Origin of the sequence: Salinigranum salinum (assembly GCF_009176545.1) — an archaeon.
GTDB lineage: Archaea > Halobacteriota > Halobacteria > Halobacteriales > Haloferacaceae > Salinigranum > Salinigranum salinum.
Window position 1 is genome coordinate 1025204 of the sequence record NZ_VTOJ01000002.1, and the last position, 25547, is coordinate 1050750.

20 protein-coding genes are annotated in these 25547 nt (G+C 67.0%); 16 read left to right on the plus strand and 4 right to left on the minus strand.

Annotation, left to right across the window (positions count from 1 at the left end; translation table 11 throughout):
* Window positions 1-37: 37 nt before the first annotated feature.
* On the minus strand, window positions 38-2257 hold the full coding sequence (locus FZP69_RS16500) for a glycoside hydrolase family 3 N-terminal domain-containing protein (RefSeq protein ID WP_152042477.1): 2220 nt from the start codon (window positions 2255-2257) through the stop codon (window positions 38-40).
* Between the two features lie 94 nt (window positions 2258-2351).
* On the opposite strand from FZP69_RS16500, the gene yicI reads away from it, so the two are divergent.
* The 5 genes from yicI (at window position 2352) to FZP69_RS16525 (ending at window position 9695) form a co-directional block, all read left to right on the plus strand.
* Entirely contained in the window at window positions 2352-4694 is a 2343-nt protein-coding gene (gene yicI, locus FZP69_RS16505; protein ID WP_152042478.1) for an alpha-xylosidase, read from the plus strand.
* Between the two features lie 65 nt (window positions 4695-4759).
* Window positions 4760-5887, plus strand: a complete 1128-nt coding sequence (locus FZP69_RS16510) for an ABC transporter ATP-binding protein (protein WP_152042479.1) — start codon at window positions 4760-4762, stop codon at window positions 5885-5887.
* A gap of 55 nt (window positions 5888-5942) precedes the next feature.
* Window positions 5943-6722, plus strand: a complete 780-nt coding sequence (locus FZP69_RS16515; protein ID WP_152042480.1) for an IclR family transcriptional regulator — start codon at window positions 5943-5945, stop codon at window positions 6720-6722.
* 1988 nt (window positions 6723-8710) lie between these two features.
* Window positions 8711-9226, plus strand: coding sequence for a hypothetical protein (locus FZP69_RS16520; RefSeq protein WP_152042481.1), 516 nt, complete (start codon window positions 8711-8713; stop codon window positions 9224-9226).
* 286 nt (window positions 9227-9512) lie between these two features.
* The gene (locus FZP69_RS16525) at window positions 9513-9695 is read left to right on the plus strand and encodes a hypothetical protein (RefSeq protein WP_152042482.1); all 183 of its coding nucleotides are present in this window, start codon (window positions 9513-9515) and stop codon (window positions 9693-9695) included.
* A 304-nt stretch (window positions 9696-9999) separates the two neighbouring features.
* On the opposite strand, the gene FZP69_RS16530 is transcribed toward FZP69_RS16525, so the two are convergent.
* Together FZP69_RS16530 and FZP69_RS16535 are read right to left on the minus strand one after the other, a co-directional pair.
* Window positions 10000-10407 (minus strand): CBS domain-containing protein, encoded by a 408-nt coding sequence (locus FZP69_RS16530; protein ID WP_152042483.1) that lies wholly within the window; start codon window positions 10405-10407, stop codon window positions 10000-10002.
* A gap of 277 nt (window positions 10408-10684) precedes the next feature.
* Window positions 10685-11050 (minus strand): group I truncated hemoglobin, encoded by a 366-nt coding sequence (locus tag FZP69_RS16535; RefSeq protein ID WP_152042484.1) that lies wholly within the window; start codon window positions 11048-11050, stop codon window positions 10685-10687.
* Between the two features lie 247 nt (window positions 11051-11297).
* Between FZP69_RS16535 and FZP69_RS16540 the strand changes: the two genes are divergently transcribed.
* The 10 genes from FZP69_RS16540 to FZP69_RS16585 all read left to right on the plus strand — a co-directional run bounded on the left by FZP69_RS16540 (window position 11298) and on the right by FZP69_RS16585 (window position 23177).
* Complete coding sequence (locus FZP69_RS16540) at window positions 11298-11849, plus strand: heme NO-binding domain-containing protein (RefSeq protein WP_152042485.1); 552 nt, start codon at window positions 11298-11300, stop codon at window positions 11847-11849.
* 154 nt (window positions 11850-12003) lie between these two features.
* Window positions 12004-13980, plus strand: a complete 1977-nt coding sequence (locus FZP69_RS16545) for a methyl-accepting chemotaxis protein (RefSeq protein WP_152042486.1) — start codon at window positions 12004-12006, stop codon at window positions 13978-13980.
* A 43-nt stretch (window positions 13981-14023) separates the two neighbouring features.
* Complete coding sequence (locus FZP69_RS16550) at window positions 14024-14611, plus strand: chemotaxis protein CheW (RefSeq protein WP_152042487.1); 588 nt, start codon at window positions 14024-14026, stop codon at window positions 14609-14611.
* A complete protein-coding gene (locus tag FZP69_RS16555) occupies window positions 14608-14985 on the plus strand; it encodes a response regulator (protein WP_152042488.1) in 378 nt (125 codons plus the stop codon). The genes FZP69_RS16550 and FZP69_RS16555 overlap by 4 nt, the downstream gene beginning before the upstream one ends.
* A 61-nt stretch (window positions 14986-15046) precedes the next feature.
* A complete protein-coding gene (locus FZP69_RS16560; protein WP_152042489.1) occupies window positions 15047-18340 on the plus strand; it encodes an ATP-binding protein in 3294 nt (1097 codons plus the stop codon).
* The gene (locus tag FZP69_RS16565; RefSeq protein ID WP_152042490.1) at window positions 18337-18987 is read left to right on the plus strand and encodes a chemotaxis protein CheC; all 651 of its coding nucleotides are present in this window, start codon (window positions 18337-18339) and stop codon (window positions 18985-18987) included. The genes FZP69_RS16560 and FZP69_RS16565 overlap by 4 nt, the downstream gene beginning before the upstream one ends.
* Window positions 18987-20285, plus strand: coding sequence for a chemotaxis protein CheC (locus tag FZP69_RS16570; RefSeq protein ID WP_152042491.1), 1299 nt, complete (start codon window positions 18987-18989; stop codon window positions 20283-20285). Before FZP69_RS16565 ends, FZP69_RS16570 begins: the two co-directional genes overlap by 1 nt.
* Window positions 20282-20800: a chemotaxis protein CheD gene (locus FZP69_RS16575; protein ID WP_152042492.1), complete on the plus strand. Its 519-nt coding sequence runs from the start codon at window positions 20282-20284 to the stop codon at window positions 20798-20800. Before FZP69_RS16570 ends, FZP69_RS16575 begins: the two co-directional genes overlap by 4 nt.
* A 128-nt stretch (window positions 20801-20928) precedes the next feature.
* Window positions 20929-21900: a radical SAM protein gene (locus FZP69_RS16580; RefSeq protein WP_152042493.1), complete on the plus strand. Its 972-nt coding sequence runs from the start codon at window positions 20929-20931 to the stop codon at window positions 21898-21900.
* Between the two features lie 257 nt (window positions 21901-22157).
* Window positions 22158-23177, plus strand: a complete 1020-nt coding sequence (locus FZP69_RS16585) for a DUF7544 domain-containing protein (protein WP_152042494.1) — start codon at window positions 22158-22160, stop codon at window positions 23175-23177.
* A 34-nt stretch (window positions 23178-23211) separates the two neighbouring features.
* Here FZP69_RS16585 and FZP69_RS16590 read toward each other — a convergent pair whose 3' ends face one another.
* Complete coding sequence (locus FZP69_RS16590) at window positions 23212-24270, minus strand: hypothetical protein (RefSeq protein WP_152042495.1); 1059 nt, start codon at window positions 24268-24270, stop codon at window positions 23212-23214.
* Between the two features lie 159 nt (window positions 24271-24429).
* Here FZP69_RS16590 and FZP69_RS16595 point away from each other — a divergent pair, with 159 nt between their 5' ends.
* Entirely contained in the window at window positions 24430-25473 is a 1044-nt protein-coding gene (locus FZP69_RS16595; RefSeq protein ID WP_152042496.1) for a threonine ammonia-lyase, read from the plus strand.
* Window positions 25474-25547: the final 74 nt, after the last annotated feature.

The following is a 25547-nucleotide window of genomic DNA, read 5'->3' on the forward strand; positions in this document are numbered from 1 at the left end:
CGTCAGCAAATATCGGGTTAAAGATTGTGGTGGACGGTCACTCGACGCGCGTGACGGCCAGGGGTCGACGGCGTTCCACCGGCTGGCGATCGCCCGTGACGACGAGTGACCGCGTCGCTCGGTGGTCCGTCGCCGACCGACCGACGGCGAGGTCGACCGTCCCGGGTTCGACGACCAGCCGTCCGGTCGCGTCGTGTGCGGCGAGCGTCTCGACGGACAGGTCGAAGTGGACCGTCGCGCGCTCGCCGGCCGCGAGGTCGAGACGCTGGAAGCCGACGAGTTCCCGGACCGGACGGACGACGCTGGTCGACGGGGCCCGCGCGTAGAGCTGGACGACCTCGGTGCCGGGACGGTCCGTGACGTTCGTCACCGTGACGCTCACGGACGTCTCGCCGGCCGTCGAAACACGACCGGGGTCGACGACGGGAGCGCTGTACGCGACGTCGGCGTAGCTCTCGCCGTGGCCGAAGGGGAACAGCGGGCTCCCGTCGGAGAAGACGTAGTCGCCGGTGGAAACCGCGTCCTGCCGGTACGCGATCGGGAGCTGGCCGACAGAGCGCGGAAGCGACACCGGGAGACGGCCGCCAGGGTCGGCCCCCAGGAGGACGTCGGCGATGGCGTCGCCACCGGACTGCCCCGGGAGCCACGCCTCGAGAAGGGCGTCGGCTCGTTCGCTCACCTCGGGAACCGCCAGCGGACGACCGTTGACGAGGACGACGACGAGCGGCGTCTCCGTCGCCGCGACCCGGCGGACGAGTTCGCGCTGGCGGCCCGGAAGTCGGAGGCTTGCCCGGTCGAGCGCCTCGCCGGCAGTGCCGGGCGAGTCGCGTTCGACGTCGATACCGGACTGTCCGCCCACGCAGGCGACGGCCACGTCGGCGGCCGCGGCGGCGGCGACAGCCGCACCGACGTCGCTGGGAGCGTCCGGACGGACCCCACAGCCGCGCTCGTGCGTGCAGTCCGCGACCCGGCCCCGGAGCCCGTCGACCGGCGTCACGACCTCGATGCCGCCGTGGGCGTTCTCGGCGCCCGCGTACGAGTAGTTTCCGAGCAGGGTGCGCGGCGTGTCGGCGTTCGGCCCGACGACGGCGACCGACGCCGTGCCCGACAGGGGGAGGACACCGTCGTTCGTGAGCAGGACCTGCGAGCGTCGTGCGGCACGGCGGGTGAGCGTGCGGACTTCGTCGGTTTGGAACGCCGTCGCAGCGGTGGGCTCGTCGGGGGCGGCATCGTCGAACACCCCTGCGTCGATCTTCTGCCGGAGGTGACGTCGAACCGCCCGGTCGACGACGGCCTCTGCGACCTGTCCCTCGCGAACGGCCGCGACGAGGCGGTCGCCGAAGCACTCGGTCTCGGGGAGTTCGACGTCGACGCCGGATTCGAGGGCCAGCACGCCAGCGGCCTGTCGGTCCGCAGTGACCCCGTAGTCGTCGGCGAGCATCTCGATCCCACGACCGTCGGAGACGACGGTCCCCTCGAACCCCCACTCCTCACGAAGGACACCGGTCAGGAGCGGTTCGGAGGCGTGGCAGGGAACGCCGTCGACCGTGTTGTACGCGGCCATGACGGACGGTGCGCCCGCGTCCACGCCGACGCGGAACGGGACGAGGTCGGCGTCGCGCATCTCGCGCAACGAGGCGGTCGGACGCGCACGGTTTCTCCCACCCGCCGGCCGTCCGTGCCCGACGAAGTGCTTGAGTGTGGCGTCGACACCGCCCGCCGCCAGTCCCTCGACGACGGCGCGAGTCAGACGCGCGGCCAGCGCGGGATCTTCACCGAACGTCTCCTCGGTACGCCCCCATCGCGGTTCGACCCCGAGGTCGGCCACCGGCGAGAGTGTCACCTGACAGCCGACCGCACGCAACTGGTTGGCCACTGCCCGGGCACTCTCACACACCAGGCCCGGGTCCCAACTGCTGGCCATCCCGATTGCCTGTGGCATCGTCGCACCCCGTCGACCCGCGTACCCACAGAGGCTCTCCTCGCGGACGAACGCGGGGATACCGTGGGCCGTCTCCGTGCGGAGGAACGCCTGGATGTCGGCGATCGCGCGCGAGAGAGGCTCGGGGTCGAGGCCGCTCTCGCGGCCGACGCGCGTCACCCGACCGACACCGTGGGGGATCGTCCGCGCCGCGTGCTCGGGTGAGAACGAGCCGTCCTCGAGCAGCGCACCGATTCGGACGGTCCCGAGCTGTGCGACTTTCGCGTCGAGAGACATCCGCGAGAGGAGCGCGTCGACGTCTGGAGCGGCTGTCATCGTGCACCGATACACGACTGTTCGCCGCGGTTACAAAAAGCCGCCGGAACGACGGGGTAGTTTTAATACCGAGAGCCACCCGCTCACGAACACGATGACGAGCGAACGCGTTACGGTCGCCGGTGTGGCCGAGTACGTGGTCGACGGGGACGCCGTCACCTTCGACTGTGAGATAACCGCACCCGAGACGGTTACCCCACGGACCGTCCCTGTGACGTTGACCTTCTACGACGCCCGGACGTTCCGGTTCGAGCTGCAGGCGAACCCCGAAGTCACGACGGACGACGAGTATCCGCCGCTCGACACCGAGGCCGTCGCGGTCGACCTCGACGTGGACGTGACCGAGGCCGATGGGACGCTCGAGATCGACACCGGCTCGCTGACCGTCACGGTGGGTCTCGACGAGTGGTCCTTCGTGGTGCGAGACGCCGACACGGGTGAGCGAGTGTTCGAGGAACAGCGCGCCGACCCCGACGTGTTCGGCCGTCAGCGAGTCGACGCGCTCGGGTTCACGCAGGAGGAGATCAACCACAACCCCCGGCGGGTCGCCGAGACGGGGACGTCGTTTCGGCTCTCGCCCGACGAGAAGATCTACGGTGCGGGCGAGCAGTTCGTGGAGTTCGACCGCCGAGGGCGGGAACTCGACCTCTGGCACGAGGAACCGCTGGGCACCGAGACCGAACGGGCCTACAAGAACATCCCCTTCCACCTCTCGACGAAGGGGTACGGCCTGCTGGTGGATACGACCGCGCGGGTCCACTACGACTTCGGAAAGTCCTCGACGGCATCGGGGACGATGTCGGTCGCCGACGACCAGTTCGCGTTCGTCTTCTTCTACGGGCCCGAGTTCCGGGACGTCATCCGGCGCTACACGGCCGTCACGGGCCGGCCGTCGCGCCCCCCGAAGTGGTCGTTCGGCACGTGGATGTCACGGCTGGGCTACGAGTCCCGCGACGAACTGGAGGACGTCGCCGACCGCCTCCGAGCGGAGGCGATCCCGAGTGACGTCCTCCATCTGGACCCGTTCTGGATGCGTGCGAACAAGTCGACGGACCTCGAGTGGGACACGGAGCAGTTCCCGAACCCCGAAGCGATGATCGACGAACTGCGTGCGGACGATTTCCGACTCTCACTGTGGGAACATCCGCACGTCCCGGTCGGGACCGACGCCTTCGCCGAGGGGACCCGCGAGGGCTACTTCGTCACGGACGGCACCGGCGACCCGTACGTGATGGACAACACCTGTCAGGGCGACTACCGGGGCGCGCTGGTGGACTTCACGAACCCCGACGCCGTCGACTGGTGGAAGGCGAAACATCACCGGCTCTTGGAGCAGGGCGTCTCCGTGTTCAAAACCGACTACGGCGAGTACGTCCCCGAAGACGCCGTCTTCGCCAACGGCCGGAGCGGGAAATCGATGCACAACCTCTACCCGTACCTCTACAACGAAGCCGTCTACGAGGCCGTCGGAGAGGTCAACGGTCCCGACGAAGCGGTCGTCTGGGGTCGGTCGGCCTGGACGGGGAGCCAGGCGTTTCCGATGCACTGGGGCGGAGACCCCCAGACCAGCTGGAACGGGATGAGCGCCGCACTCAGGGGGGGGCTGTCGGCTTCCCTGTCCGGTATCGCCTTCTGGAGCCACGACATCGGCGGATTTCGTGGGACGCCGAGCGACGCCCTCTACACCCGGTGGGCGCAGTTCGGACTCCTCTCCTCGAACGCCCGCTGTCACGGCACCACGCCCAGAGAGCCCTGGGAGTTCGGCGAGGACGCCCTCGAAATCTTCCGGGAGTACGCCCGCCTGCGCTACCGGCTGGTCCCGTACCTCTACACGTACGCGGAGGTCGCGGCCAGCACGGGGCTCCCGGTCGTGCGCCCGCTCGTGCTGGAGTATCAGGACGACCCGGTCGTCCATCGGATGGACACGCAGTACCTGCTGGGCGAGGACCTGCTCGTCGCACCCGTCTTCACCGACGAGGGCACGCGCTCCGTCTACCTCCCCGACGGGGAGTGGCGCGACTACTGGACGAACGAACGGTACGCTGGAGGCCGGACCGTCGACGTCGACGTCGGCCTCGCGGACCTCCCGCTGTTCGTGCGCGCCGGGAGTGTCGTCCCCCAGCGTGAACCCACCCAGTCCATCCAGCCCGGCACCCCGGACGAACTGACCTTCGAGGCGACGCTCGCCGAGGGGTCCGCCGAGGGCCGGTACTACGACGAGACCGGCGACGAACTGGTGACCGTCAGCGTGCGTTCGACGGACGATGCGGTGGCCATCGACCTCGAGGAGACGAGCGCCGAAGCGATCACCATCGACGTGTTCGGGGAGCATCCAGTGTCGGTCACCGTCGACGGTGAGTCGTACACAGCGGTCGCGAACGAACCGAGTTCGGGCGAGTGGACCCACACGGACGACGGTGTATCGGTCGTCGTCTGAGCCGGGTACACAAGGTTTTATAATACAAGCTGAGAGACGATTACGTCACAAACGTACGTGATACAATGGGACGCTTACAACTCAACAAACTGACAAAGGTGTTCGACGGTCCAGGGGGAGACATCGTCGCGGTCGACGAGCTCGACATCACGGTGGAGGACGGAGACTTCCTGGTGTTGGTCGGCCCCTCGGGCTGTGGGAAGTCGACGACACTTCGGTGCATCGCGGGCCTCGAACATACGACCTCCGGGCAGATCACCCTCGACGATCGGGACATCACCCACAAGAAGCCCAAGGAGCGCGACATGGCGATGGTGTTCCAGAACTACGCGCTCTACCCGCACATGACCGTTCGGCAGAACATCGGGTACGGGCTGAAGATCACCACGGATCTCTCGAAGGCGGAGCGAAACGATCGCATCGAGCAGACAGCCGAACTCCTCGAGATCTCGGACCTCCTGGACAAGGAGCCGGGGGACCTCTCCGGTGGGCAGCAACAGCGCGTCGCACTCGGGCGTGCGATCATCCGCGAGCCCGAAGTGTTCCTGATGGACGAACCGCTGTCGAACCTCGACGCGAAGTTGCGGACGACGATGCGGACCGAGATCCAACAGCTCCAGCAGGACATGGGCATCACGACGATCTACGTCACCCACGACCAGACCGAGGCGATGACGATGGGCGACCACATCGCTATCCTCAACGACGGAGAGCTCCAGCAACTCGGCGAGCCGCTGGAGTGTTATCACCGCCCGGTCAACCAGTTCGTCGCCGGCTTCATCGGCTCGCCGTCGATGAACTTCCTCTCGGTCAGACAGAACGGGACCGTCCTCGAACACGACGAGTTCAGCTATCAGCTCTCGCCCGAGACGCGTAGTTCGCTGTCGGACGCGAGCGAGGAACTGACCATCGGCATCCGTCCGGAGCATATCGAACTCGTCGATGGTGACGCGAAGAACGCGATCCGGACCACCATCGAGGTCATCGAACCGATGGGCGAGACCACCTACGCCTACTTCGAGATCGGCGACGAGACCTACACGGCGAGCATCGGCGGGGAAACCCGGATCACGGCCGGAGACGCCGTCCACGTGGCCTTCCCCGAGCGGAAGATCCACATATTCGATGGCAGGTCGGGCAGAGCTATCAAGAACAGCGAACTCGACGAGACCGCCGAACCGCCCGAAGCGTAACGTCGCCGTTTGCCTCTCGCAAACAACTAAGTGCCGTCGATATCATCACTAGCGTATGCCACACCAACCGGCGGACGGCGGCTCCGGACGGCGGGTCAATGCCGTCCAGACCTCGTGTGACATCGTCGCGAAACTGCGTGAACTGGACGGTGCGGGCGTCTCGGAACTGGCGGCGGAACTCGACCGCTCGAAGGCGACGATACACAGCCACCTCGCGACCCTCGTCGACAACGAGTTCGTCGTCAAGCGCGGCGACACCTACGCGCTCAGTCTCCGGTTCGTCGACATCGGCGAGTACGCCAAGGGCCGGGTCGACATCTACGAGGTCGCCAAAGACGAGGTCGAACGGCTCGCCGAGAAGACCGGCGAGGTCGCCCAGTTCATGGTGGAAGAACACGGTCGGGGAGTCTACCTCCACAAAGCTCGCGGGGAGAACGCCATCCAGACGGAGTCGTACACGGGGAATCGGAAGAACCTCCACTGCACCGGCCTCGGGAAGGCCATCCTCTCACAGCTCTCCGAGGAGCACGTCGACGACATCGTCGACACGCACGGACTGCCTGCACGGACCGAGAACACGATCACTACCCGAGACGCCCTGTTCGAGGACCTCGAGGCGATTCGCGAACGTGGAGTGGCGTTCGACGACGAGGAGATCCTTCAGGGGCTTCGCTGTGTCGCCGCCCCGATCAAACATCCGACCGACAAGATACAGGGAGCCATCAGTGTCTCGGGGCCGACGAGTCGGCTCAAGGGCGACCGCTTCTACGAAGAACTCCCCGAGATCGTCAAGGGAGCGGCCAACGTAATCGAGGTCAACGCGACGCAAGTGTAGCCGTTTGCGAGGAACAACCGATCGCAGCACGGTATTTCTCGCGTCGGATCGAACCGATGGCGCAATCGGGCCCCTGCTCGGCCGAATTCACCGTCTTTCACCCACTCCCGCTCCGGACACGTCGCGTTTGCGAGACCCAAACACTATCCAGAGCGACCACGCGGCCGGCAGAGACAGTGTTCGTGGACGAACGAAGGGATCGTAGGCGGGATTCCGTTGATTCGACCGACCTCTTCGGCTCCAGTTAGCCGTTATCGGTCTCGTTTCGGCGGAGAGCAGGTGTGTTCGACCGAGATCAGCGTTTGCCTCTTGCGAACGCCGGCTGGTGTACCGTGCACGCGATGATCGGGCGAAAGTCATTACACTCGTACAATTGTAATGATCCGTCGGTAGCCCAGTTCGACGTCTCGGTGCTATCGATGCCTGGCGTGTCGCCCGTTCGTTACAATTGTACAGATGTAACGTCGTCACTGCGCGAGCGTTGAACCGGCCGTCCTCGTCGAACCGTACGACCTCACGACGACGGCCGATCTCGAGACGACGCGGAGGAGAGCCAACCGGGACGGTGCCATGTGGCCGTCAGAACTATTTGCATATCGTGATACAGCTCGGAACTGTGCCGGCGACTCTCGGCGGAAGCGGTTCGGCGAACACGTGACGGGACTGAGTAGAACAGCCTTACAGAACGACCCTTACGGAGGTTCGAGCGACACTTGGCTCGAGTAGCCCGACCAGAGTGACGCGGGCAGTTCGTTCGAGATGACTCTCGTTCCTCGAGATCAAGGGATATAATCAATTAGATATATGTACGATCTGCTACCGAGTACAATCGGCGTCGATGGCTCGACCGGGATGGCGCCCTCCCCAGCACTCCTCTCGAAGAGGTCGGCCGCGTCGACGACCCACTCCCGAGCGGCCAGTGGTTGACTACGGAACCAGGAACACCGGTCCAACTCGCGTCGTGCACCACACGGAAGCCACGCGCCACGCGACCATCCACTGAGCGTGCTGGATACCGCGCGTGGACGTGCTCGTTCGGCTTCAGCACGAGCGTCTGCGCCCGACACGACAGATCGACGTAACTGTCGACGACACGGAACAGTTCAGGTTCGTGCCGTTTAATGTCTGAATGTATATGTTAATTCTGCTGCTGGAGGTGAACGCTCCCACCGTCGCGCCCTGCAACGACCTCACGTCCGTGAGCGCACTGGGGCTCCACTCGAACGAGATCAGATCGAGGAATGCAGGGGACGAACGACTCGTTGTTCGTAACGGATTCTCGACGAATTCGACGCCACGATCGCCGAGAAGTCGGACTGAGAATCGGTGTTTATTCGAGCATATACTTCTACAGACAACTGTAGGAGAGTACGGGAGATCGACGACGACAGGCTGTATCGAGTTACACTCACACGGCAAGATTAGCCCCAGTGCTGTTCACGATGTCACGTGCGTTACTTCGAGTACCGGACCCCGGATACGTACGAGAGTATGGACGCGTTCGCGGTTCTGGACCGTCGAGTGTGTTCGATGCACTCGTCGAAGAGGGGGGAGGTAACGGAAACGACTCGGAGAGAGTGACCAGAACGTGGCGAGGTGGAGATCGATGTGACAAGAGAACCGCCGGACGAGCATCACAAAGCTGACCGACGGGCCACTCACGTCGTCTGTCGCGACTGTGACGAGTGCGCTGAGTGGTTCGGGTGAGCTGCCCGCGTCGAAGTCGGCGGAGCGTGAGAGGCACCGGGTGGCTCCAGTCGTGATCCGACGGGGGGATCCGTCCGAGTCGGCGGCCTCCCGCTGTTCCGCGTAGCGCCACCAGACGTCCGTGTGGACCGTCGATCGAGTCCGACCTCGAACGCGACGACGAAACACAGTCCCGAGCCACCAGACCACCGACGACGAGGACAGATCATCAGCGAGTCACGGGATCGAGGAAGAGCCCCGGGCCGGGTCTGTTTTACCGCGAGCGGCTGTCGGGTATGAGTATGAGAGTCTACCCGTGTCCGCTCTGCGGTCGGTGGAAGAACCGTCAGGGGACGCCGTTCACCGAGGAGTCGCAAACGATGGACCACATCACGCGGACGAACGACGCGACGCACCGAGAGGAGCAAGGCGAAGCGTACTGGGGGAAGATCGATCCCACCGACGTCGACGAGCCGCCGGTCGACGGAGAGGGCGATGCGGGGCGATCGAAGCCGATGAGAGGGGTGTCAATCGACCCGGACCGTGAGCCGGTGCCCGTGATCGAGGCCATCGAGGAGAACGGCGCTCGGATTCGCGAGCTGGAGGCGCTCGCCGAGGAGAACGCGGCACTCCGGGCCCGTGTCGACGAGCTGGAACGGGTGGTGGAGGCGATGCGAGGGGACGTGGCCGGGCTGTACGCGGCGCTGGAGACCGACGTGAAGGGTCGCCACGTCGCCTGGTCGTCGACCGACGAACGCGGCTGGATTCCCGAGTCGGTCGACCCGAACGACCCCACGGGAGCGTTCGACGACGAGTGAGCCAGAGAGACGTCGACAGGGTACGCGTGCCGACCAGCACCGATCGATTCGATGCGAAAACAGTCGAAGTCTCCGATCCCTACGAGGGGACGCAGCCGGACCGGATCCTCGGGTTCCGATCCGAAACGACGACACGGCGTTCACACGGACGGCGGTCCACGAGGCGACTGGTGTCGACCGACGCGCCCGGACGGTTCTCTGGAGTCTCGAGAACCGTGGATGCGGTCGTCACCAGGGGCGGTACCAGGTTTCGAGGAGTGGGCGTGCGCCGAGACCGAGGAGAGCGATGACACGGGCGACGTTCGGACGGGAGCGCGTCGCGTGGGGTTCGGACTTCCCGTTCGTGAGTTCCGGCGGGGTCGAGTACGCCGACGCGCTGGCGTGTCTCGACCACTTCGACAGCCTCTCGACGAGCGATCACCGCTGGCTGACCGAACGGGCGTTCACGCGGTTCGTGGGCATCGACTAAACTGCGACTGCGGAACGTGGGCGGACAAGAGCGTGGCGGGCCGTCGGGGACGCCGGATCCGCGGCGTCCCCGTGGGGCGCGCGGTGTGGCCGTTGACGTCCCCCAGACCACAGAGAGCGCAGTCTGTGTCGCCTCCGTCGGGTGGCTCGTGCGGTGTCGCAGTTCCGGCTCGTGGTCCCACAGCCGACGTCGTGGACTGCCTCCCAGTGTCGCTGTGACAGTCGGTCGGAGGCTCTCCTCGGCGGAACCGTGTGTCGTCGCCTGCGCGGCGCTGACGTCGGAACGGGGCGGGGGACCGAGAACGTCAGTCCATGACGTTCCCTTCGCGGTACGAGACGAACGCGGTGACGTCCATCGTCGAGACGATGCCGACGACCCCGTCTTCCCCGGTGACCGGGAGGTGGTGGATGCCGTGGACGATCATCTTCGCGGCGGCGTCCCGAACCGAGGCGTGTTCGGGGATGGTGACGACCTCGTGCGTCATGTACCGCTCGACCGTCACCTCGTCGCCGAAGTCGCCGTCCGAGACGATCTTCGCGAGATCGGTGCTCGTCAGCATCCCGATGGGGTGGTGGTCCGCGTCGACGACGACGAGCGAACTGACGCCGGCCTCCAGAAGCGTGTCGGCAGCGTCCGAGATGGGCGTGTCGGGAGTGACGGTGAGGACGCCGGAGGTCATGAGCTGGGTGACAGGAGTGCCGTCTGTGACCATGCGACCACACTCGTCCGTATCCAGTTAATACTTGTCGGCGACCCGACTATCAGCGGAACGGCGGCGGTCACGTCCCGCACGGTCGAGCAGGATCGTCGCGCGTCGATCGGACGTCGCAGTCGTTAATGTCCCTCTCAGTATGTCACTGCGGACCGTCTTTCGGGGCGCGGGAGGCGTTCGTGAGACAGTGTACGAACACGCCGGCGAAGCGGCCGGGGAGCGACAGTCCAGCGGGTCGCAGTGGACCACGGTGTATCCGCTCGCGAGAGGAACGAGATCAGGCCGTGACGATCTGCGCCTCGAGGTCGCCGACGACGCTCATCACCGTATCGACGTCCTCGTCGGCGACGTCGAACGTCTCCAGCGCCTCCCGGAGGTGGGTGGCCACGAGCGCGAACTGGTCGTGCGTCACGTCCAGATGCTGGTGGGCAGCGTGCATGTCGGCTCCCGTGTAGTCGACGGGACCACCGGTGACGGAGCTGATGAACTGCGTCTGGTGTGCCCGCAACGCGTCCATGTCCGTCTCCTCGAACATCGGCGCCAGTCGGTCGTCCGCGAGGACGCGTTCGTAGAACTCGTCGACCACGGCCGTGATGGCCTCGTCCCCACCGAGGCGGTGGTACAGCGGCTGTTCCGGATCCATAATCACTCGTTAATCCTCTCCGTATTAGGTGTATTCACTAATGTAACTTCGGTAACTGAAAATATTATATACAGAGAAAGTCATTATATTCATAACGATGTTAAGTAGTGCTTTATCAGTGGCATTGGGCGGCCGCGTGAGACGACCGGCCGGAGATAGAGGCGTGACACGACCGCCCGGAGAGAGAACGGACACCGCGTGCGGCCATCCGGTCGCCGGACCACGGCAGCCCAGCAGGTGGTGAGTCGTGCACGGAATCGTCCTGAAAGGGCTGAAGGACTTCGTCGTCGACTCGTACGATCGCGACACGTGGCAGACGCTCCAGCGGGAGGCCGAACTGCCGCACCGGCTGTACGTCCCGGTGACGGAGTACCCCGACGAGGACGTCCTGACCCTCGTGGAGACCGCGTCTAGGCTCACCGATCTCCCGGTGCCCGATCTGCTCGAATCGTTCGGTCGGTTCATCGTACCGCCGCTGGTCGAAACCTACGGCATCCACGTCGACGCCGACTGGACCGGACTCGAACTCATCGCCAACGTCGAGACGTACATCCACCTCGCGCTCCGGGCGAAACAGATCTCGACGTACACGCCCCCCGAGCTTGAAGCGGAGTGGCGCGGAACGGACACGGTCAGCGTCGTCTACCGGTCGGATCGACAGCTCTGTCACCTCGCGCGGGGCATCATCAACGGTGTCGGCGACTACTTCGACGAACCGTACGTCATCGAGGAACCCCGCTGTATGCACGCGGGCGACGACCACTGTGAACTCGTCGTGAGCCGTGCGCCCGGTGTCTGAACGGGATGCAGTCCACCGATTCCCTCGACGGCAGAGCGACCTCACTCGCCTCGCCAGCCGGGTTTAACAATAGGTTCAACTCTTTAAATTCGATTTATTATAACATTATGTGCAGGCTAAAGGTTTATTATGGAAGATAATAAACTCACTGAACATGGTAGGTTACTCTGAACCCCTGTTACCAGGGTTCATACGCCGACGGTACGCCCTCCGGTTCGGAGCGGTCCTGGGGGTCGTCGCCGTCGCCGTCGGCGGGATGGGCCTGGGGCTGGGAGCAACGACAGCGTATCAGGTTCCGACGAATCTCGTCGTCGGAGCGGTCGGTGGCATCCTCGTCAGTGGCCTGCTCGGTGGCGTCCTAGTCCAGCGGACGATGGACGCCGTCGACTCCATCCGTACGAACGCCGACCAGCTCCGCGACGGGGACCTCGACGTCGACTTCGACCAGGAACGCGTCGACGGCGTCGGGCAGCTAGCGGGGTCGCTCGCCGCGCTCCGCGACGCCGTCGACGAACAGCGGACGCAGGCCCAGGCCGACCGACGCCGGTTCGAAGAGTACCAGCGTCAGCTCGAGGCGACCGCCACCGAGTACGCCGACGGGCTGGACACGGCGCGCACGGATCGGTCGGTTCGGCTGCCGACCGACGTCCAGAGCGACGCGATGGCGACGGTCGGCGTCGCGTGTAACGAGCTCCTGCAGACGCGACAGAGCCAGGTGGACGACCTGGAAGCGAGATGTGAGCGGTCGTCCCGGGAGGCGCAGGAGCTGAAAGCGCAGGCGAGGGAGTACGCGGACGTCTTCGAGGAGTGCGCGGAGGGCGACCTCGGCCAGCGGATGGACGAGGACGTCGACAGCCCGATCGCCGCCGAGTTCGCCGCCCGCTTCAACGAGATGATGTCGCAGTTCGAGTGGGCGACCGTCGAAGCCGAGAACTTCGCCGCGGAGGTCGCGACGCTGGGCAACGAGGTCACGGTGAGCACCGCCGAGGTGCGCGAGGGGAGCGAGCAGGTCGCCGGCAGTCTGAACACCATCTCGGACGTGACCGAACAGCAGTACGAGAACCTCGACGCGGTGGTGTCGGACATGACCGATCTCTCCGCGGCGATCGAGGAGATCGACGCCTCGTCGAGCGACGTCGCCGACATCGCCCAGCAGACGGTCGAGACCGGGCGAGCGGGTCGTGAGGCGGCCACCGAAGCGATCGACGGCATGAAGGAGATCGAACAGGAGTCCGTCGACACGGTCGAGGAGATCGAACGGCTCGAGTCCGCGGTTCAGCAGATCGACGAGCTCATCGAGTTCATCCGCGAGGTCGCCGAGCAGACGAACATGCTGGCACTGAACGCGAACATCGAGGCGTCCCGCGCCGGCGAATCCGGGCAGGGGTTCGCGGTGGTTGCCCGCGAGATCAAAGAGCTCGCCAAGGGGACGAAGGACGCGGCGGCGGACATCGAGACCCGACTCGAGGAGATCCAGACGCGAACGTCCGAGACGGTCGAGGAGGTTCGTGAGACGCGGGAGAAGATCGCACGCCACACCGGCTCGGTGGAGAACGCCGCGAACGCGCTCAACGACATCGCCGAGAACGCACGCGACACGAACGCCGGGGTCCAGGACGTCAGCTCGGTCATGAGCCAGCAGGCCGACGCCACCCAGGCCGTGCTCGCAGCCGTCGACGGAGCGACGGAGACCAGCGCCGAGACGGTCGAGGAGGCGACCGCGACGGCGCGGGGAGCCGAAGAACAGACCCGTGCGTTGAGCGCGGTCTCGGACCGTGCGGAGGCGCTGTCGACGCAGGCGACCCGACTGAAACAGACGCTCGATCAGTTCGAGACCGACGGGGCGGCCACCACCGGGACCGACGTGGGTTCGGCCGCTGCGGATGCGGTCGACGCGGAGTCGGACGACCCCGCGGAGCGAGATGACGGGTCGACGCCCGAGACGGAAGGGGAGAGCGAAGGGTCCGGCGTGGTCGAACACGCGGAGACCGTGGGCGTCGAGGCGACCAACGGCACGAGCCTGACGGACGCCGAGTCGGCCGACCACCGAGACCGTGAGCGGGACGCCGACGCCGAGTCGCGAGACAGCGAGGGGGGGCAGTCGTCAGTCGACGGCACTACGGAGCCATGACACACCCGACCTCGACGGCCCACGGCAGGCGGAGTGATCGCGGATGAGTGGGCAGCTGGCGGCGTTCGACGAGAGCGAGGCGGTCGATCCGGAGTCGGTGATCGAGTTCCTGGAGTTCCGTCTCGACGGCGCGCGGTACGCGCTCGAGATCGGACGAGTCGGGCCGGTCGTCCGGCACCCCGCGACGACGCGCGTTCCGGGCGCCCCGTCGGGGATCTACGGGGCATCGACGAACGAAGGGGACGTGGTCGTCGTCGTCGACACGTACGCGGTCGTCGGTCTCGACCGACCGTTCGCCGACCCGGACGAGGGGTATCTCGTACTCCTGAAAGAGGACGACACGCCCCAACCCATCGGGCTCCTCGTCGAGGCGATCGACGGGATCGCCCGCCGCCACGTCGACACGGTGTCGCCACCACGAACGGGTGGCACGTCGGTCGACGACCAGTGGTTCAGGGCCACGATCGAGAGAGACGGAGGCCGGGACGTCCCGGTGTTCGACAGCCAGCAGCTCGTCGCCGCGCTTCACGCGGCACGGGGAGCAGACATGAACACGATGCAACAGACAGACGCGGAAGACGTGCGAGCCGACCGAGACCGAACCGAGGACCGAAGCGAGGTGGACGGATGACCGTCGGAATCCTGCTCGTCGACGACTCGAACTACATGCGGAGCAGGCTGAAGAGCGCGCTCGACGACGACGAGTACGAGGTCGTCGACGAGGCGTCGAACGGGGCGTGGGCCGTCCAGAAGTACAAGGAGCAGACCGACGACATCGACGTCGTCCTGATGGACATCGTGATGCGGAAGGCGAACGGGGTGAAGGCGACTGCGGCGATCAAACACCTCGACAAGGACGCGCGTGTCATCATGTGTACGAGCGTCGGGCAACGGAAGAAGATGGAGCTGGCCGCCCGTGCCGGCGCGGACGGCTACATCACGAAACCGTTCGACGACGACGAGATCGTCAGAGCGATCCGAAGCATTCTCATGAGCGAGGCATGAGCCGTCCGGAGAGACGAGCGCGACCGACCGTGGCGGTCGTGAGTGAGCGGGGACAACCGCCGTGAACCGAGACGCCGAGTTCGTCCGTGAGACCAGGGCCTCGTTACAGCAGCTGACGAGCGGTCTCCTCGAACTCGAACGGGAGGGACTCACCCGCGACCGCCTGGACGAGCTGTTCCGCACGGCGCACACGCTGAAGGGCAACTGCGGGATGGCGGGGCTCGACGGGGCGAGTCGGCTCGCTCACGCGGTCGAGGAGCTCCTCTCCGAACTGCGCGACGGGAGTCTCGCGCCCACGCCGCCGCTGATCGACGCGTCGCTCGCCGCACTCGACGACATCAATGCGATGGTCGTGGAGTGGCACGAAGACGAGACCGTGACGACGGACCCGAGTCCGTCGGTGTCGACACTCCGCGACGCGATGCACCGACACCGCGACGATCCCGGGGTCGAAGACGAGAGACAGCCGCCGACCGACGACGGTCCGGCACGTCCCGAATCCGACGCCACGCCGACGGTCGACGTCGGATTCGACCTCACCGAAGACGAAGTCGACGCTGTTGGTGACGAACTCGATCTCACCGGGGACGAAGTCGGTCTCGCCGAAGACGAGTTCGAGACAGGTGACGACCCCTTCGATCTCACCGAGGACGAACTCGACGCAGGTGACGACGCCTTCGGTCTCACCGGGGCCGGAGTCGATCGGACGGACGACGAGTTCGATCCGGCGGTCGTCGACGCACTCGACTCCGCGAGCGGCTTCGACGACCTCGAAGCGCTCCTCGCCGAGCTCGACGAGCCAGACGTACGGGACGACGAGGACGAGGCGCGGTGGGGGGCGTTCGACAGTGTCGAGCCGGACGACTCGGAAGACGCGGGAGACGCCGACCGGACGAGGTCGGATGGACGTCTCGCGGGACGCAGCGCTCGACCGGAGGAGATCGACGCATCGTCCGAGCCGATGGCCGAGTTCGACACGATCAAGGGTGGCGTCGAGCAGGACGACATCTCGTCGCTCGACGGCGAGCTCGTCGACGTCGAGTTCGGCGAGTTCGACGACGACGACGAGCTGTCGATTCAGGACCTCCTGGACGGGGAGGTGGCCGGGACGGATGCGACGAGCGGAGCCGTCGATCGGATCGACGACGGGGCCGACGAGGAGCGGCCCGCGGACTCGTCTGACGTCCCGAGATCGTTCGACGTCGACGACGAGACCAGTCTCGACGACGTCGGTTCCGAGCTGACCGCTTCCGGCGTGACCGACGTCTCCGAGGGCCGGGAACCGTCGAACGACGCGACGAGCGCGGACACCGCCGGGCCGGACGACGTGACGAGTGCGGATACGGTCGAGCCGGAGAGTGCGGGAGGTGTAGATGCAGCCATCGCCGAACCGGACGAGGGAGCGAGCGCGGACACCGCCGACTCGGAGAGCGGGGCCGGTGCGGACACCACTGAACCGAAAAGCGCGGTCGGTGCGGACACCACCGAGCCGGGCGACGTGGGGAGTACGGACACTGCCGAGCCGGACGAGGTGGAGAGTACGGACCGCGAGGAAGAGAACCCGTTCGTCCAGGCCGACCTCGTCGACGAGGCCGAGACGGACGAGCCGGCGTCCGAACGGGTGACGAGCACGGACCGCGGCGACGACGAAGCCGTCGTCGGAGCCGACGAGCCGGTCCAGCCGACGGACCCGTTCGAGCCGTCCGACGACCCGGCGACCGGAGAGTCCGTCGAAGCGGCGTCGGACTCGACCGACGATCCAGCCGATGGACCCGATATCGACTTCGCTGGGGGTGACTCGTCACATCCGGACAGAGTCGACGCGAAGACAGACGACGAACCGGAGATCGACCTCTCGGACGTCCTCCGCGAGGAACCCGAGACCGATCCGGACGTCGGTGGCGACGCGCCCGCGGGGCTGCCGGACATCGACGAACTCGGCGCGTCCGTGACCGACGACGTGCCGGTCGCGCACGAACCGACGCCCGACGTGTCGTTCCAGCGAGACCGACACACCGTCGAGTTCGAGTCGCGGTTCGCCGAGCGGTTCGGCACCACCCCCGACGGCGAGTCGGAGCCGCTGGTGCAGACGGCGTCGTCGACCATCGAGGAGAGCTGCCTCGACACCAATCGGTACCAGTCGAGCAGCGCCGTGGAATCCCCTCCCGGCGAGGTGGGCGCGACACCGACGACTCAGGTGGGGTCGATCACGGTCGACGTGCAGAACGCGGACACGCTGTTGAACCTGGTGGACGAGCTGTCGCTGGCACAGCTCCGACTCAGAGAGGCGGACGAGAACGAACGCGACGACCACCTCTCGACGCTCGAGTCGGTGACCGCCGAACTCCGGCGGACGGTGATGGACCTCCGTCTTATGCCCCTCTCGACCGTCGACGTCGGGCTTCCTCGAATCGTCCGCGACGTCGCACGGGAGCAGGGCAAGCGGGTCGCGTTCGAGGTCTCCGACGAGGGCGTCAATCTCGACCGGGGCATCATCGAGAAACTCGGCGATCCGCTGGTCCACCTCGTCCGCAACGCGGTCGATCACGGCATCGAGTCGCCTCGAGAACGCAAGCGGAAGGACAAACCGCCAGAGGGGACGATCGAACTCCGGGCGTGGCGCGACCGCGATCGCGCGGTCATCGAGATCGAAGACGACGGCCGAGGGATCAGCACGGACCGACTCCGACAGCACGCGGTCGAGACCGGGCTGCGCTCTCGGATAGGGGTCGAGAAGCTGTCGCAGGACGAGGTGTACGACCTCGTCTTCGAACCGGGCTTTTCGACCGCGGCGGAGGTGACGGACGTCAGCGGCCGCGGCGTCGGCATGGACGCGGTCAAACGGACCATCAACTCGCTGGACGGGACGGTGAGCATCGAGAGCGAACCGGACGTGGGGACGACCATCCGGATCGGGCTCCCCGTCTCGGTCGCCGTCTCGAAGATGCTGTTCGTCGAGGTCGGCTCCGAACGGTACGCGATGCCGGCGAGCGTCGTCAACGACGTCGAGGGCGTCGACGAGGAGGCACTCACCGGCGACGGTCGGATCGCCGTCGAGTGGCCCGACGAGTCGGTCGACCGACCGGACTACGTGCCGCTCCGTTCCGTCCGCGAAGCGTTCGACGTCCGAGACGGCGGCGTCGACTCCACGAACCGCGTCGAAGACCAGCGGGTCGTCGTCCGGCTGGAGCCCGACACGCGCGAACTCGCCCTCCTCTGTGACGGGGTCGACGACGCCCGCGAGGTCGTGGTCAAACCCTACGAGGGCCTGCTCGGCGACGTCCCCGGGATCAGCGGGGCGACGATGAGCGAGGACGGATCGCTGGTGAATATCATCGAGGTGACATCGATATGAGTAAAGTGGATCATTCGGTAGACGGACAGTATCGGATCGACATCGAAAAGCTGGGCGTGTTGAACCACCTGGGCGTGGTCGGCGCCGGCGGGGTCGAAGCGCGACTCGGGAAGTTGGCCGGCAAGCCGACCGCCGTCGAGTCCGGCGGCGTGAAGAACGGCTACGTCGACGAGTCGACGGTCGACCTCGTCTTCCCCGCCGAGCGACGGCTGGGGGTGAGAATGCCGCTCGACGGCGTGCCACGCGGCTGCGTGCTCGTCCTGTTCACGCCGCCGGGGGCGTCTCGGGCCATCCGGCTGATGCTCGCGGACACCGACGAGGACGTCGACCAGGTGTCGAACGAGATGGCGGTGAGCACGCTCGTCGAACTCGGGGGGATCATCGCGAACGGCTTCCTCGACGCGCTGGCGGACACGTTCGACCAGCACATCGCCACCCAGCCGCCAGTCGTCCTGAACGACCAGCTCTCGACGGTCGTCGGGAAAGTGGTCGCCGGAGACGAGGGGCAGGGGCTGTATCTCGAGAGTGCGCTCAACATCGCGAGTCACGACATCGACGTCACGGTGTACCTGTTTCCGGAGAACGACATCTTCGCCCAGATCCTCGACCGGATCGACATGGGGATGCTCCTCGGCGAGGTCGACTGATGAAGCTGAGCGTGACCGCGCTGGGAACGTTCTACGAGATGGCTCGCGAGGGCGCCGGGCTGGCGGCGACGCGTCTGAACTCGATCTCCGACATCGACAGCCGCGTGAAGGTCACCCGCCTGCACTTCACGCGCCGCTCCGAGATCCGCAACGTGCTCGACAGTGGTGGGGAGAAGGTCGGAATCCGCGTCTCCTTGGACGGGGGGCTCGCCGGAACCTCGATCCTCCTGTTCGACCGCGACAGCGCCAAGTCCGTTGCGGGGATCCTCGTCGACGACGTGGACGAGAAGCTGACCAGCGACCTCGCGACCAGCGCCATCGTCGAGGCCTGTAACATCATGAACAGCGGGTTCGTCGACGGCTGGGCCGACGTCCTCGACGCCGAGATCACGGTCTCCGCGCCGGAGTACGTCGTCGGCGACGCCGCGGGCGCGTTCGTCGACGACGGCGAGTTCGCCGCCATGCACGACGAGCTGGCGCTGCTGTTCCGGAGCCAGATCGAGACGCAATCGGACGAGATCGGCTTCGAGCACTACCTCGTCCCCGAACACGAGTCGTTCGCCCGGCTGTTCGAGACGCAGTCGGACGAGAGCGGCATCGAGTACGAGAAGCTCGCCGGCTTCGACGAGATGGCCCAGCACGGGTCGACATGCGTCGCGGAGTACCTGACGAAGATGACGGGGATCGAGATGGGCGTCGACATCCGTCGCATCAACTTCGTCTCGCTCGACGCCATCCCCGAGACCGTCCCGAACGACCCGCTCGTCAGCGTGGCGTTCAGCTTCGACGGGACACTCGGCGGCTACCTCCTGTTCCTGTTCGATCCGGAGTCGGCGAACGAACTGGTCGACGCCACCGTCGGCAACGCCCGCGGTGGTGGGCTCGGCCCGTTCGAACAGGACGCGATCAAGGAGCTGAGCAACGTCATGACCAGCGGGCTCCTCGACGGCTGGGCGAACATGCTCGACGCGACCATCGACCACTCCACCCCCGCGTACTCGCACGACATGGGAGCGGCCGTCGTCGACCCGCTCATCATCGGCCTGAGCGAGGTGCAGGAGTTCGCGTTCGTCTTCGACACGCGCATTCGCGCCGTCAACACCGAGTTCGACGTGGACATCTACGCCATCCCCGACGAGAACGACCTCGAATCCGCACTCGACCAGCTCAACGCGGGCCGGGTCGGTCGGTCGCTGGACGCGGACGTCTACGAGCCCGAGTTCAGGGCCAGAGAGATCGACGCGGAGGTGGTCGAAGAGATCGCGGCCGGGGCACTGGAGGAGCTCGACGAGCCATGAAGACGTTCGACTTCGGTTCCGACACCGAAGAGCGGACCCGTGAACGCCGGCTCGTCGGCGTCTCGGGGTACGAGGTCCGGGACGACGGGGAGACGCTCGTCGCCTACGGTCTCGGCGCGTGTGTCGCCATCGCGCTCTCCGACACCGACGCGGGCGTCGGCGCCCTCGCACACACGCTCTTGCCCCGGCAGGACACGGGGCTCGACGCCTCCTCGGGCAAGTACGTCGACGCGGCCATCCCGGCGATGCTCCGCGAGATGGTCGAGGCGGGCGCGGGTTACTCGTCGATCGAGGCGCGGCTCGTCGGTGGCGCGGACATCTTCGAGCTCAAGCCGCTCGGCAGAGGGATCGGCCGGAAGAACGTCGTCGTCGCTCGCGAGGAACTGGCGCGGCTCGACGTGCCGGTCGTGGCCGAGGCGACCGGCGGGGAACACGGCCGAACCGTCGATTTCGACGTCGCGTCCGGTCGGCTCGAGATCACGACCGCGCACACGGACGAAGTTCGGGTGCTCTAGTCGCTCGCTCGGCGGGCGCGTCGCGACGCACGGAACCCCGACGGAGCACGGGGACGCCGGGCACGGCCGAAATCGGTCTCGCCTCGGCCGACGATACGTCTATTGCGAACCGTGAACATTCGTCACCTATGAGCACCCGTCCGGACACCACCCCGAACTACCAGCGGCTCCCGGACGACGAGTTCGCCGCCCGCGTCGACGAGCTGTGGCGCCGCTACGCCGACTGCGACCTGTGTGCGTACGACTGCGGCGTCGATCGCACGGCCGGCGAGACCGGAGCCTGTCGCGTCGACGACACCGCTTTCGTCTCCTCGTACTTCGACCACCACGGCGAGGAGGACGTCCTGCGCGGCCACGCGGGCAGCGGGACGATCTTCCTCGCGCACTGTAACATGACGTGCGTCTTCTGCCAGAACTTCGAGACCAGTCACGAGGCCCGCGGCGAGCCGGCCACGCCCGCGGAGATCGCCGAGATGGCGCTCGAACTCCAGTCGCGGGGGTGTCACAACGTCAACTTCGTCTCCCCGACGCACCACTCGCCGCACCTCGTCGAGGCGGTGCGGATCGCTCGCGACCGCGGCCTCGACGTCCCGGTCGTCTGGAACTGCGGGGGGTACGAACGCGTCGAGATCCTCGAACTCCTCGACGGCGTCGTCGACGTCTACATGCCGGACGTCAAGTGGAGCGACGACGCGGCGGCGACGAAGTATTCCAAGGCCCCGGGATACTGGTCGAACGTCAAAGGGTCGCTCCAGGAGATGCACCGCCAGGTCGGCGACCTCGCGCTCGACGACACGGGTCTCGCCACGGGTGGGCTGCTCGTCCGCCACCTCCTCATGCCCGGCCACGTCGACAGCGCGAAGGACGTCCTCTCGTTCGTCGCCGACGAGATCGGTCGGGAGACGTTCGTGAACGTGATGGCGCAGTACCGGCCGTACTACGAGGCCGCCTCGAACGAGCGCTACGCGGAGATCGATCGGCGGATCACGCGCGAGGAGTACCGGGCAGTCCTCGACCACGCCCGCGACGTGGGGCTCCGCCGCATCGAGTACGACCCCGCGATGGCGAGCGAACGGGAGAGTCGACTCCCGTGGCGGTGACGGTCGACCGCCGGAGACCCCACGGGTCGGTGTCGGTCGAGCCGTTCGTCCGTCGAGGTGCTGGAGGTCGTCCCCGACCCCGCGGTCGATCCGCGTTGGTCCGATCCGACGGTGGAGACGGCGACCGAAGCACCTATTTCCCACCGGGCTGACACTCGACCGCGTATGCCCCACACTGGTCCCCTCCGGGAGTTCCAACGCTCCCGACAGTCTCGACAGTCCCGCCCATCGATCACCCCGAGCAGGGACACGAGCCGATGACGTGGTACGCAGTCGACGCGATCGACGACGCCCTCGAGGCGACGCAATCGTTCCTCTGGCCGTTCGACCGCGGCCGGTGGGCACGGCTCGCCGTCGTCGCGTTCTTCCTCGGCGGCATCGGTGGGGCCAACCCGCTCCAGCTCGGCAGTAGCACGAGCGGGGGGACGGACGCGCCCGCCCCACCCGGTGACCCCGGTCCGTCCGGCCCGCCGGCGCCGTCCGAGGTGCTCTCGTCCATCGGCGGCGCGGAGCTGGCGATCGTCGCGGCGATCGTGGTCGTCGTCGCGGCGCTCGCTGTCGGCTTCCTCTTCGTCGGCTCGGTCATGGAGTTCGTCTTCGTCGACTCTCTCCGGCGGGAGGACGTCACGATCAGGCGCTACTGGCGCGAGCACTGGCGGCGAGGGCTGCGGCTGTTCGGCTTCCGGCTGGTGCTCGGCATCGCGACGCTCGCCGTCGTCGGCCTCCTGCTCGCCGTCGTCCTCGCGCCGGTCGTCCTCGGGGGGAACATCCTCGGGCTGGGGCTGTTGCTCCTCGTCGTCCCCCTCCTAGTCCTCCTGTCGGTCGTCGTCGGCCTCGTCAACGGCTTCACGACGATGTTCGTCGTGCCGGTCATGCTCGTGGAGAGTCGCGCCGTCGTCTCGGCTTGGCGTCGGTTCTGGTCGACCCTCACCGGCGAGTGGAAGCAGTACGCCGTCTACGCGGTGATCGGCTTCGTCCTGCAGCTCGCCGGCGGCATCGTCGCCGGGCTCGCCACGCTCGTCGGCGCGCTGGTCGTCGCCATCCCCCTCGGCATCGTCGGGCTCCTCGGCGCCGGCCTCCTCACGGTCGTCCCCGTCGCCGGCTGGGTAGTGATCGGGATCGCCGTCGTGGTGTTCGGTCTCGCGGTGGTGGTGCTCACGCTGTTCGTCTCCGTGCCGGTCCAGACGTACCTCCGGTACTACGCGCTGTTCGTCCTCGGGGACACGAACGACGCGTTCGACGTCATCGCCGACCGTCGCCGCGCGGTCCGGGAGTGACGTCGACCGTCTCCCGCGCCCGACGCCGCAGAGGTCACGACCGGTCGACCGGTTCGACGGCGGCCGCCACCCACAGCGCGCCGACCGTCGGCGGATGCAGTGCTCGGAGGTGGTCGAACCGATGCGGCTCGACGTCGACATCGCGGTCCTCCTCGGTGAAGTAGCGGAGCGAGTGGACGCGCTCGAGCGGCGTCCAGATGTCGTCGGGGGGCGGGGACGGCGTGGCGACGCGGACGAACCGCCCCCCGCTGGCGACGACCCGCTCCCACGGGACGCCGTACACCGGATTGTGACCGTGGAGCGGGAGCGCCGGTCGGGATTCGCCGACCGCCGGGGTCGTCACCTCGAACGGGTCGATCGGCGGCCCCCACGGGCCTCCGTGCAGGACGAGTTCCTCCCGTGGCCACTCGCTCGGGGAACGCGGCGGCTCCAGCCGGAGCGCCTCGAAGAACGCCCGGGCTGGCGCGACACTGTCAGCCGGAGCGGAGCGGAGGAACCCGAACGTGAGCAGTTCCTCGGGCGGCTCCCTTTCGGCGTCCGGCTCGTACGTGTACTCGAGGTAGAACGGCCCGAGATCGGTCGGCCAGTACAGCGCGGCGACGACGTTCGAGGAGCGAGCGAACCCCTCCCGCGCCGTGTGCTGACGGTCGACGTAGTCGCGGGCGGCCGCGACGTCGTCGAGGAACGCGGCGGGCGTGTTCGTGTGCGTCTGGACCATGGTGTCGCCGACGAGGACACCGCCCCGACAGTTCCGCGACGTGTGGGGTCGCGCACGGCCCTCGACGGCCGCGAGCACGTCGTCGGGGTCGACCCAGCCACTGTGGTCCCAGTGCGCCCCGAGCGACCGTTCGAGCGTCGTGAACGCGGGGTTCGAACGCCCGATCGTGGGCGACTCCGCCTCGGCGAGACAGACGACGACGCGCCGACCCGTGTTGACGCTCCGGAGCCGTCCCGCGTTCGCGGGCCAGCCACGGTCGCCGGTGACGCCTCCCGCGTGGTCGACGTCGACCCCGTACCGCTCGTGGGGTGGGGTGGCCCCCTGCCGTGCCCCCGGTGGAATCGTCACGTGTTGCCGGTACGGCTCGCGTGCCATGCACCGCCGTTGCCGGTGACGGTATATAACCTCTCGCGCCCGCGAATCGACCGCCGAAAACGGGGCACCGGCGAGGCCGATCCGGACGGCCGTCGACGGGAGCGACGACGGGGACAACTGTCTTGTCCGCCGGTCGCGTGGTCACCGGCGAGTCCACCGATGTCACAGTACACGCCCGTCGACTCGCCCGACGAGACGACGATCTTCCCGTACCACGACCTCACGCCACCGACGACGCGAGACGTCTACGCGGCCCGGCGGATCGTCTCGCGCGAACTCCCCCGGACGCCGCTGGTCCGGAGCGAACCCCTCTCGGCCGAGCTCGACGCCGACGTCTATCTCAAACGCGAGGACACGCTCCCGACGGGGGCGTTCAAAGTCCGCGGCGGCGTCACCCTCGTGTCGGGACTCGACGCCGAGTTCCGCGAGGCGGGGCTCGTCGCCGCCAGCACGGGTAACCACGGCCAGTCGATCGCTTACGCGGGGCGGGCGTTCGACGTCCCCGTGTCGATCGTCGTCCCGCGGGAGGCGAACCCGTCGAAGGTGACCGCGATGGAACGGCTGGGCGCGACCGTCGTCCACCACGGTGCGGACTTCGACGAGGCCCGCGAACACGCCGAACGGCTGGCCACGGAGGAGGGGTATCGGTACGTTCACTCGGCGAACGAACCCCCGCTCGTCGCCGGCGTCGGGACGGCCGGACTCGAGATCGTCGAAGACCTGCCCGAGATCGACTACCTCTTCTGTCCGGTCGGTGGCGGGTCGGGCGCGTCGGGCTACTGCCTCACGGTCGGCGCGCTCACGGACGCGACCGTCGTCGGCGCACAGTCGGCGGCGGCACCCGCGATGCACCGCGCGTGGGCCGAGGGAACGCTCGACCCCCACGACCGCATGGAGACGTTCGCCGAGGGCGTCGCGACGCGCGTCCCGTTCGCGCTGACGACCGAACTGCTCCGCGACCGGCTCGACGAGTTCCGCCTCGTGAGCGAGGACGCCATCAGGCGCGGGGTTCGCGACGTCTTCACCCGCGAGACGATCGTGATGGAGGGTGCCTGTGCGACCAGCCTCGCGGCGATGCGGCAGCGACCGGAGGAGCTGCGGGGGAAGACGGTGGTCTTCCCCGTGTCCGGCCGGAACATCGCGCCGGAGACGTTCGACTCGATCCTCGAACGTGCCGAGAACGAGGACGACAGCGACCGGTGAGGGTGTAGACGACGACCGATGACATTTCGCACACACGGGCACGAACGAGGAGACTTTTCAGCGACTGCACGGAC

What these genes read in the sequence shown, in the direction of transcription:
- FZP69_RS16500 (WP_152042477.1), bottom strand. Translation starts at nt 2,257, where the DNA reads ATGACAGCCGCTCCAGACGTCGACGCGCTCCTCTCGCGGATGTCTCTC.
- yicI (WP_152042478.1), top strand. Translation starts at nt 2,352, where the DNA reads ATGACGAGCGAACGCGTTACGGTCGCCGGTGTGGCCGAGTACGTGGTC.
- FZP69_RS16510 (WP_152042479.1), top strand. Translation starts at nt 4,760, where the DNA reads ATGGGACGCTTACAACTCAACAAACTGACAAAGGTGTTCGACGGTCCA.
- FZP69_RS16515 (WP_152042480.1), top strand. Translation starts at nt 5,943, where the DNA reads ATGCCACACCAACCGGCGGACGGCGGCTCCGGACGGCGGGTCAATGCC.
- FZP69_RS16520 (WP_152042481.1), top strand. Translation starts at nt 8,711, where the DNA reads ATGAGAGTCTACCCGTGTCCGCTCTGCGGTCGGTGGAAGAACCGTCAG.
- FZP69_RS16525 (WP_152042482.1), top strand. Translation starts at nt 9,513, where the DNA reads ATGACACGGGCGACGTTCGGACGGGAGCGCGTCGCGTGGGGTTCGGAC.
- FZP69_RS16530 (WP_152042483.1), bottom strand. Translation starts at nt 10,407, where the DNA reads ATGGTCACAGACGGCACTCCTGTCACCCAGCTCATGACCTCCGGCGTC.
- FZP69_RS16535 (WP_152042484.1), bottom strand. Translation starts at nt 11,050, where the DNA reads ATGGATCCGGAACAGCCGCTGTACCACCGCCTCGGTGGGGACGAGGCC.
- FZP69_RS16545 (WP_152042486.1), top strand. Translation starts at nt 12,004, where the DNA reads ATGGTAGGTTACTCTGAACCCCTGTTACCAGGGTTCATACGCCGACGG.
- FZP69_RS16550 (WP_152042487.1), top strand. Translation starts at nt 14,024, where the DNA reads ATGAGTGGGCAGCTGGCGGCGTTCGACGAGAGCGAGGCGGTCGATCCG.
- FZP69_RS16555 (WP_152042488.1), top strand. Translation starts at nt 14,608, where the DNA reads ATGACCGTCGGAATCCTGCTCGTCGACGACTCGAACTACATGCGGAGC.
- FZP69_RS16565 (WP_152042490.1), top strand. Translation starts at nt 18,337, where the DNA reads ATGAGTAAAGTGGATCATTCGGTAGACGGACAGTATCGGATCGACATC.
- FZP69_RS16570 (WP_152042491.1), top strand. Translation starts at nt 18,987, where the DNA reads ATGAAGCTGAGCGTGACCGCGCTGGGAACGTTCTACGAGATGGCTCGC.
- FZP69_RS16575 (WP_152042492.1), top strand. Translation starts at nt 20,282, where the DNA reads ATGAAGACGTTCGACTTCGGTTCCGACACCGAAGAGCGGACCCGTGAA.
- FZP69_RS16580 (WP_152042493.1), top strand. Translation starts at nt 20,929, where the DNA reads ATGAGCACCCGTCCGGACACCACCCCGAACTACCAGCGGCTCCCGGAC.
- FZP69_RS16585 (WP_152042494.1), top strand. Translation starts at nt 22,158, where the DNA reads ATGACGTGGTACGCAGTCGACGCGATCGACGACGCCCTCGAGGCGACG.
- FZP69_RS16590 (WP_152042495.1), bottom strand. Translation starts at nt 24,270, where the DNA reads ATGGCACGCGAGCCGTACCGGCAACACGTGACGATTCCACCGGGGGCA.
- FZP69_RS16595 (WP_152042496.1), top strand. Translation starts at nt 24,430, where the DNA reads ATGTCACAGTACACGCCCGTCGACTCGCCCGACGAGACGACGATCTTC.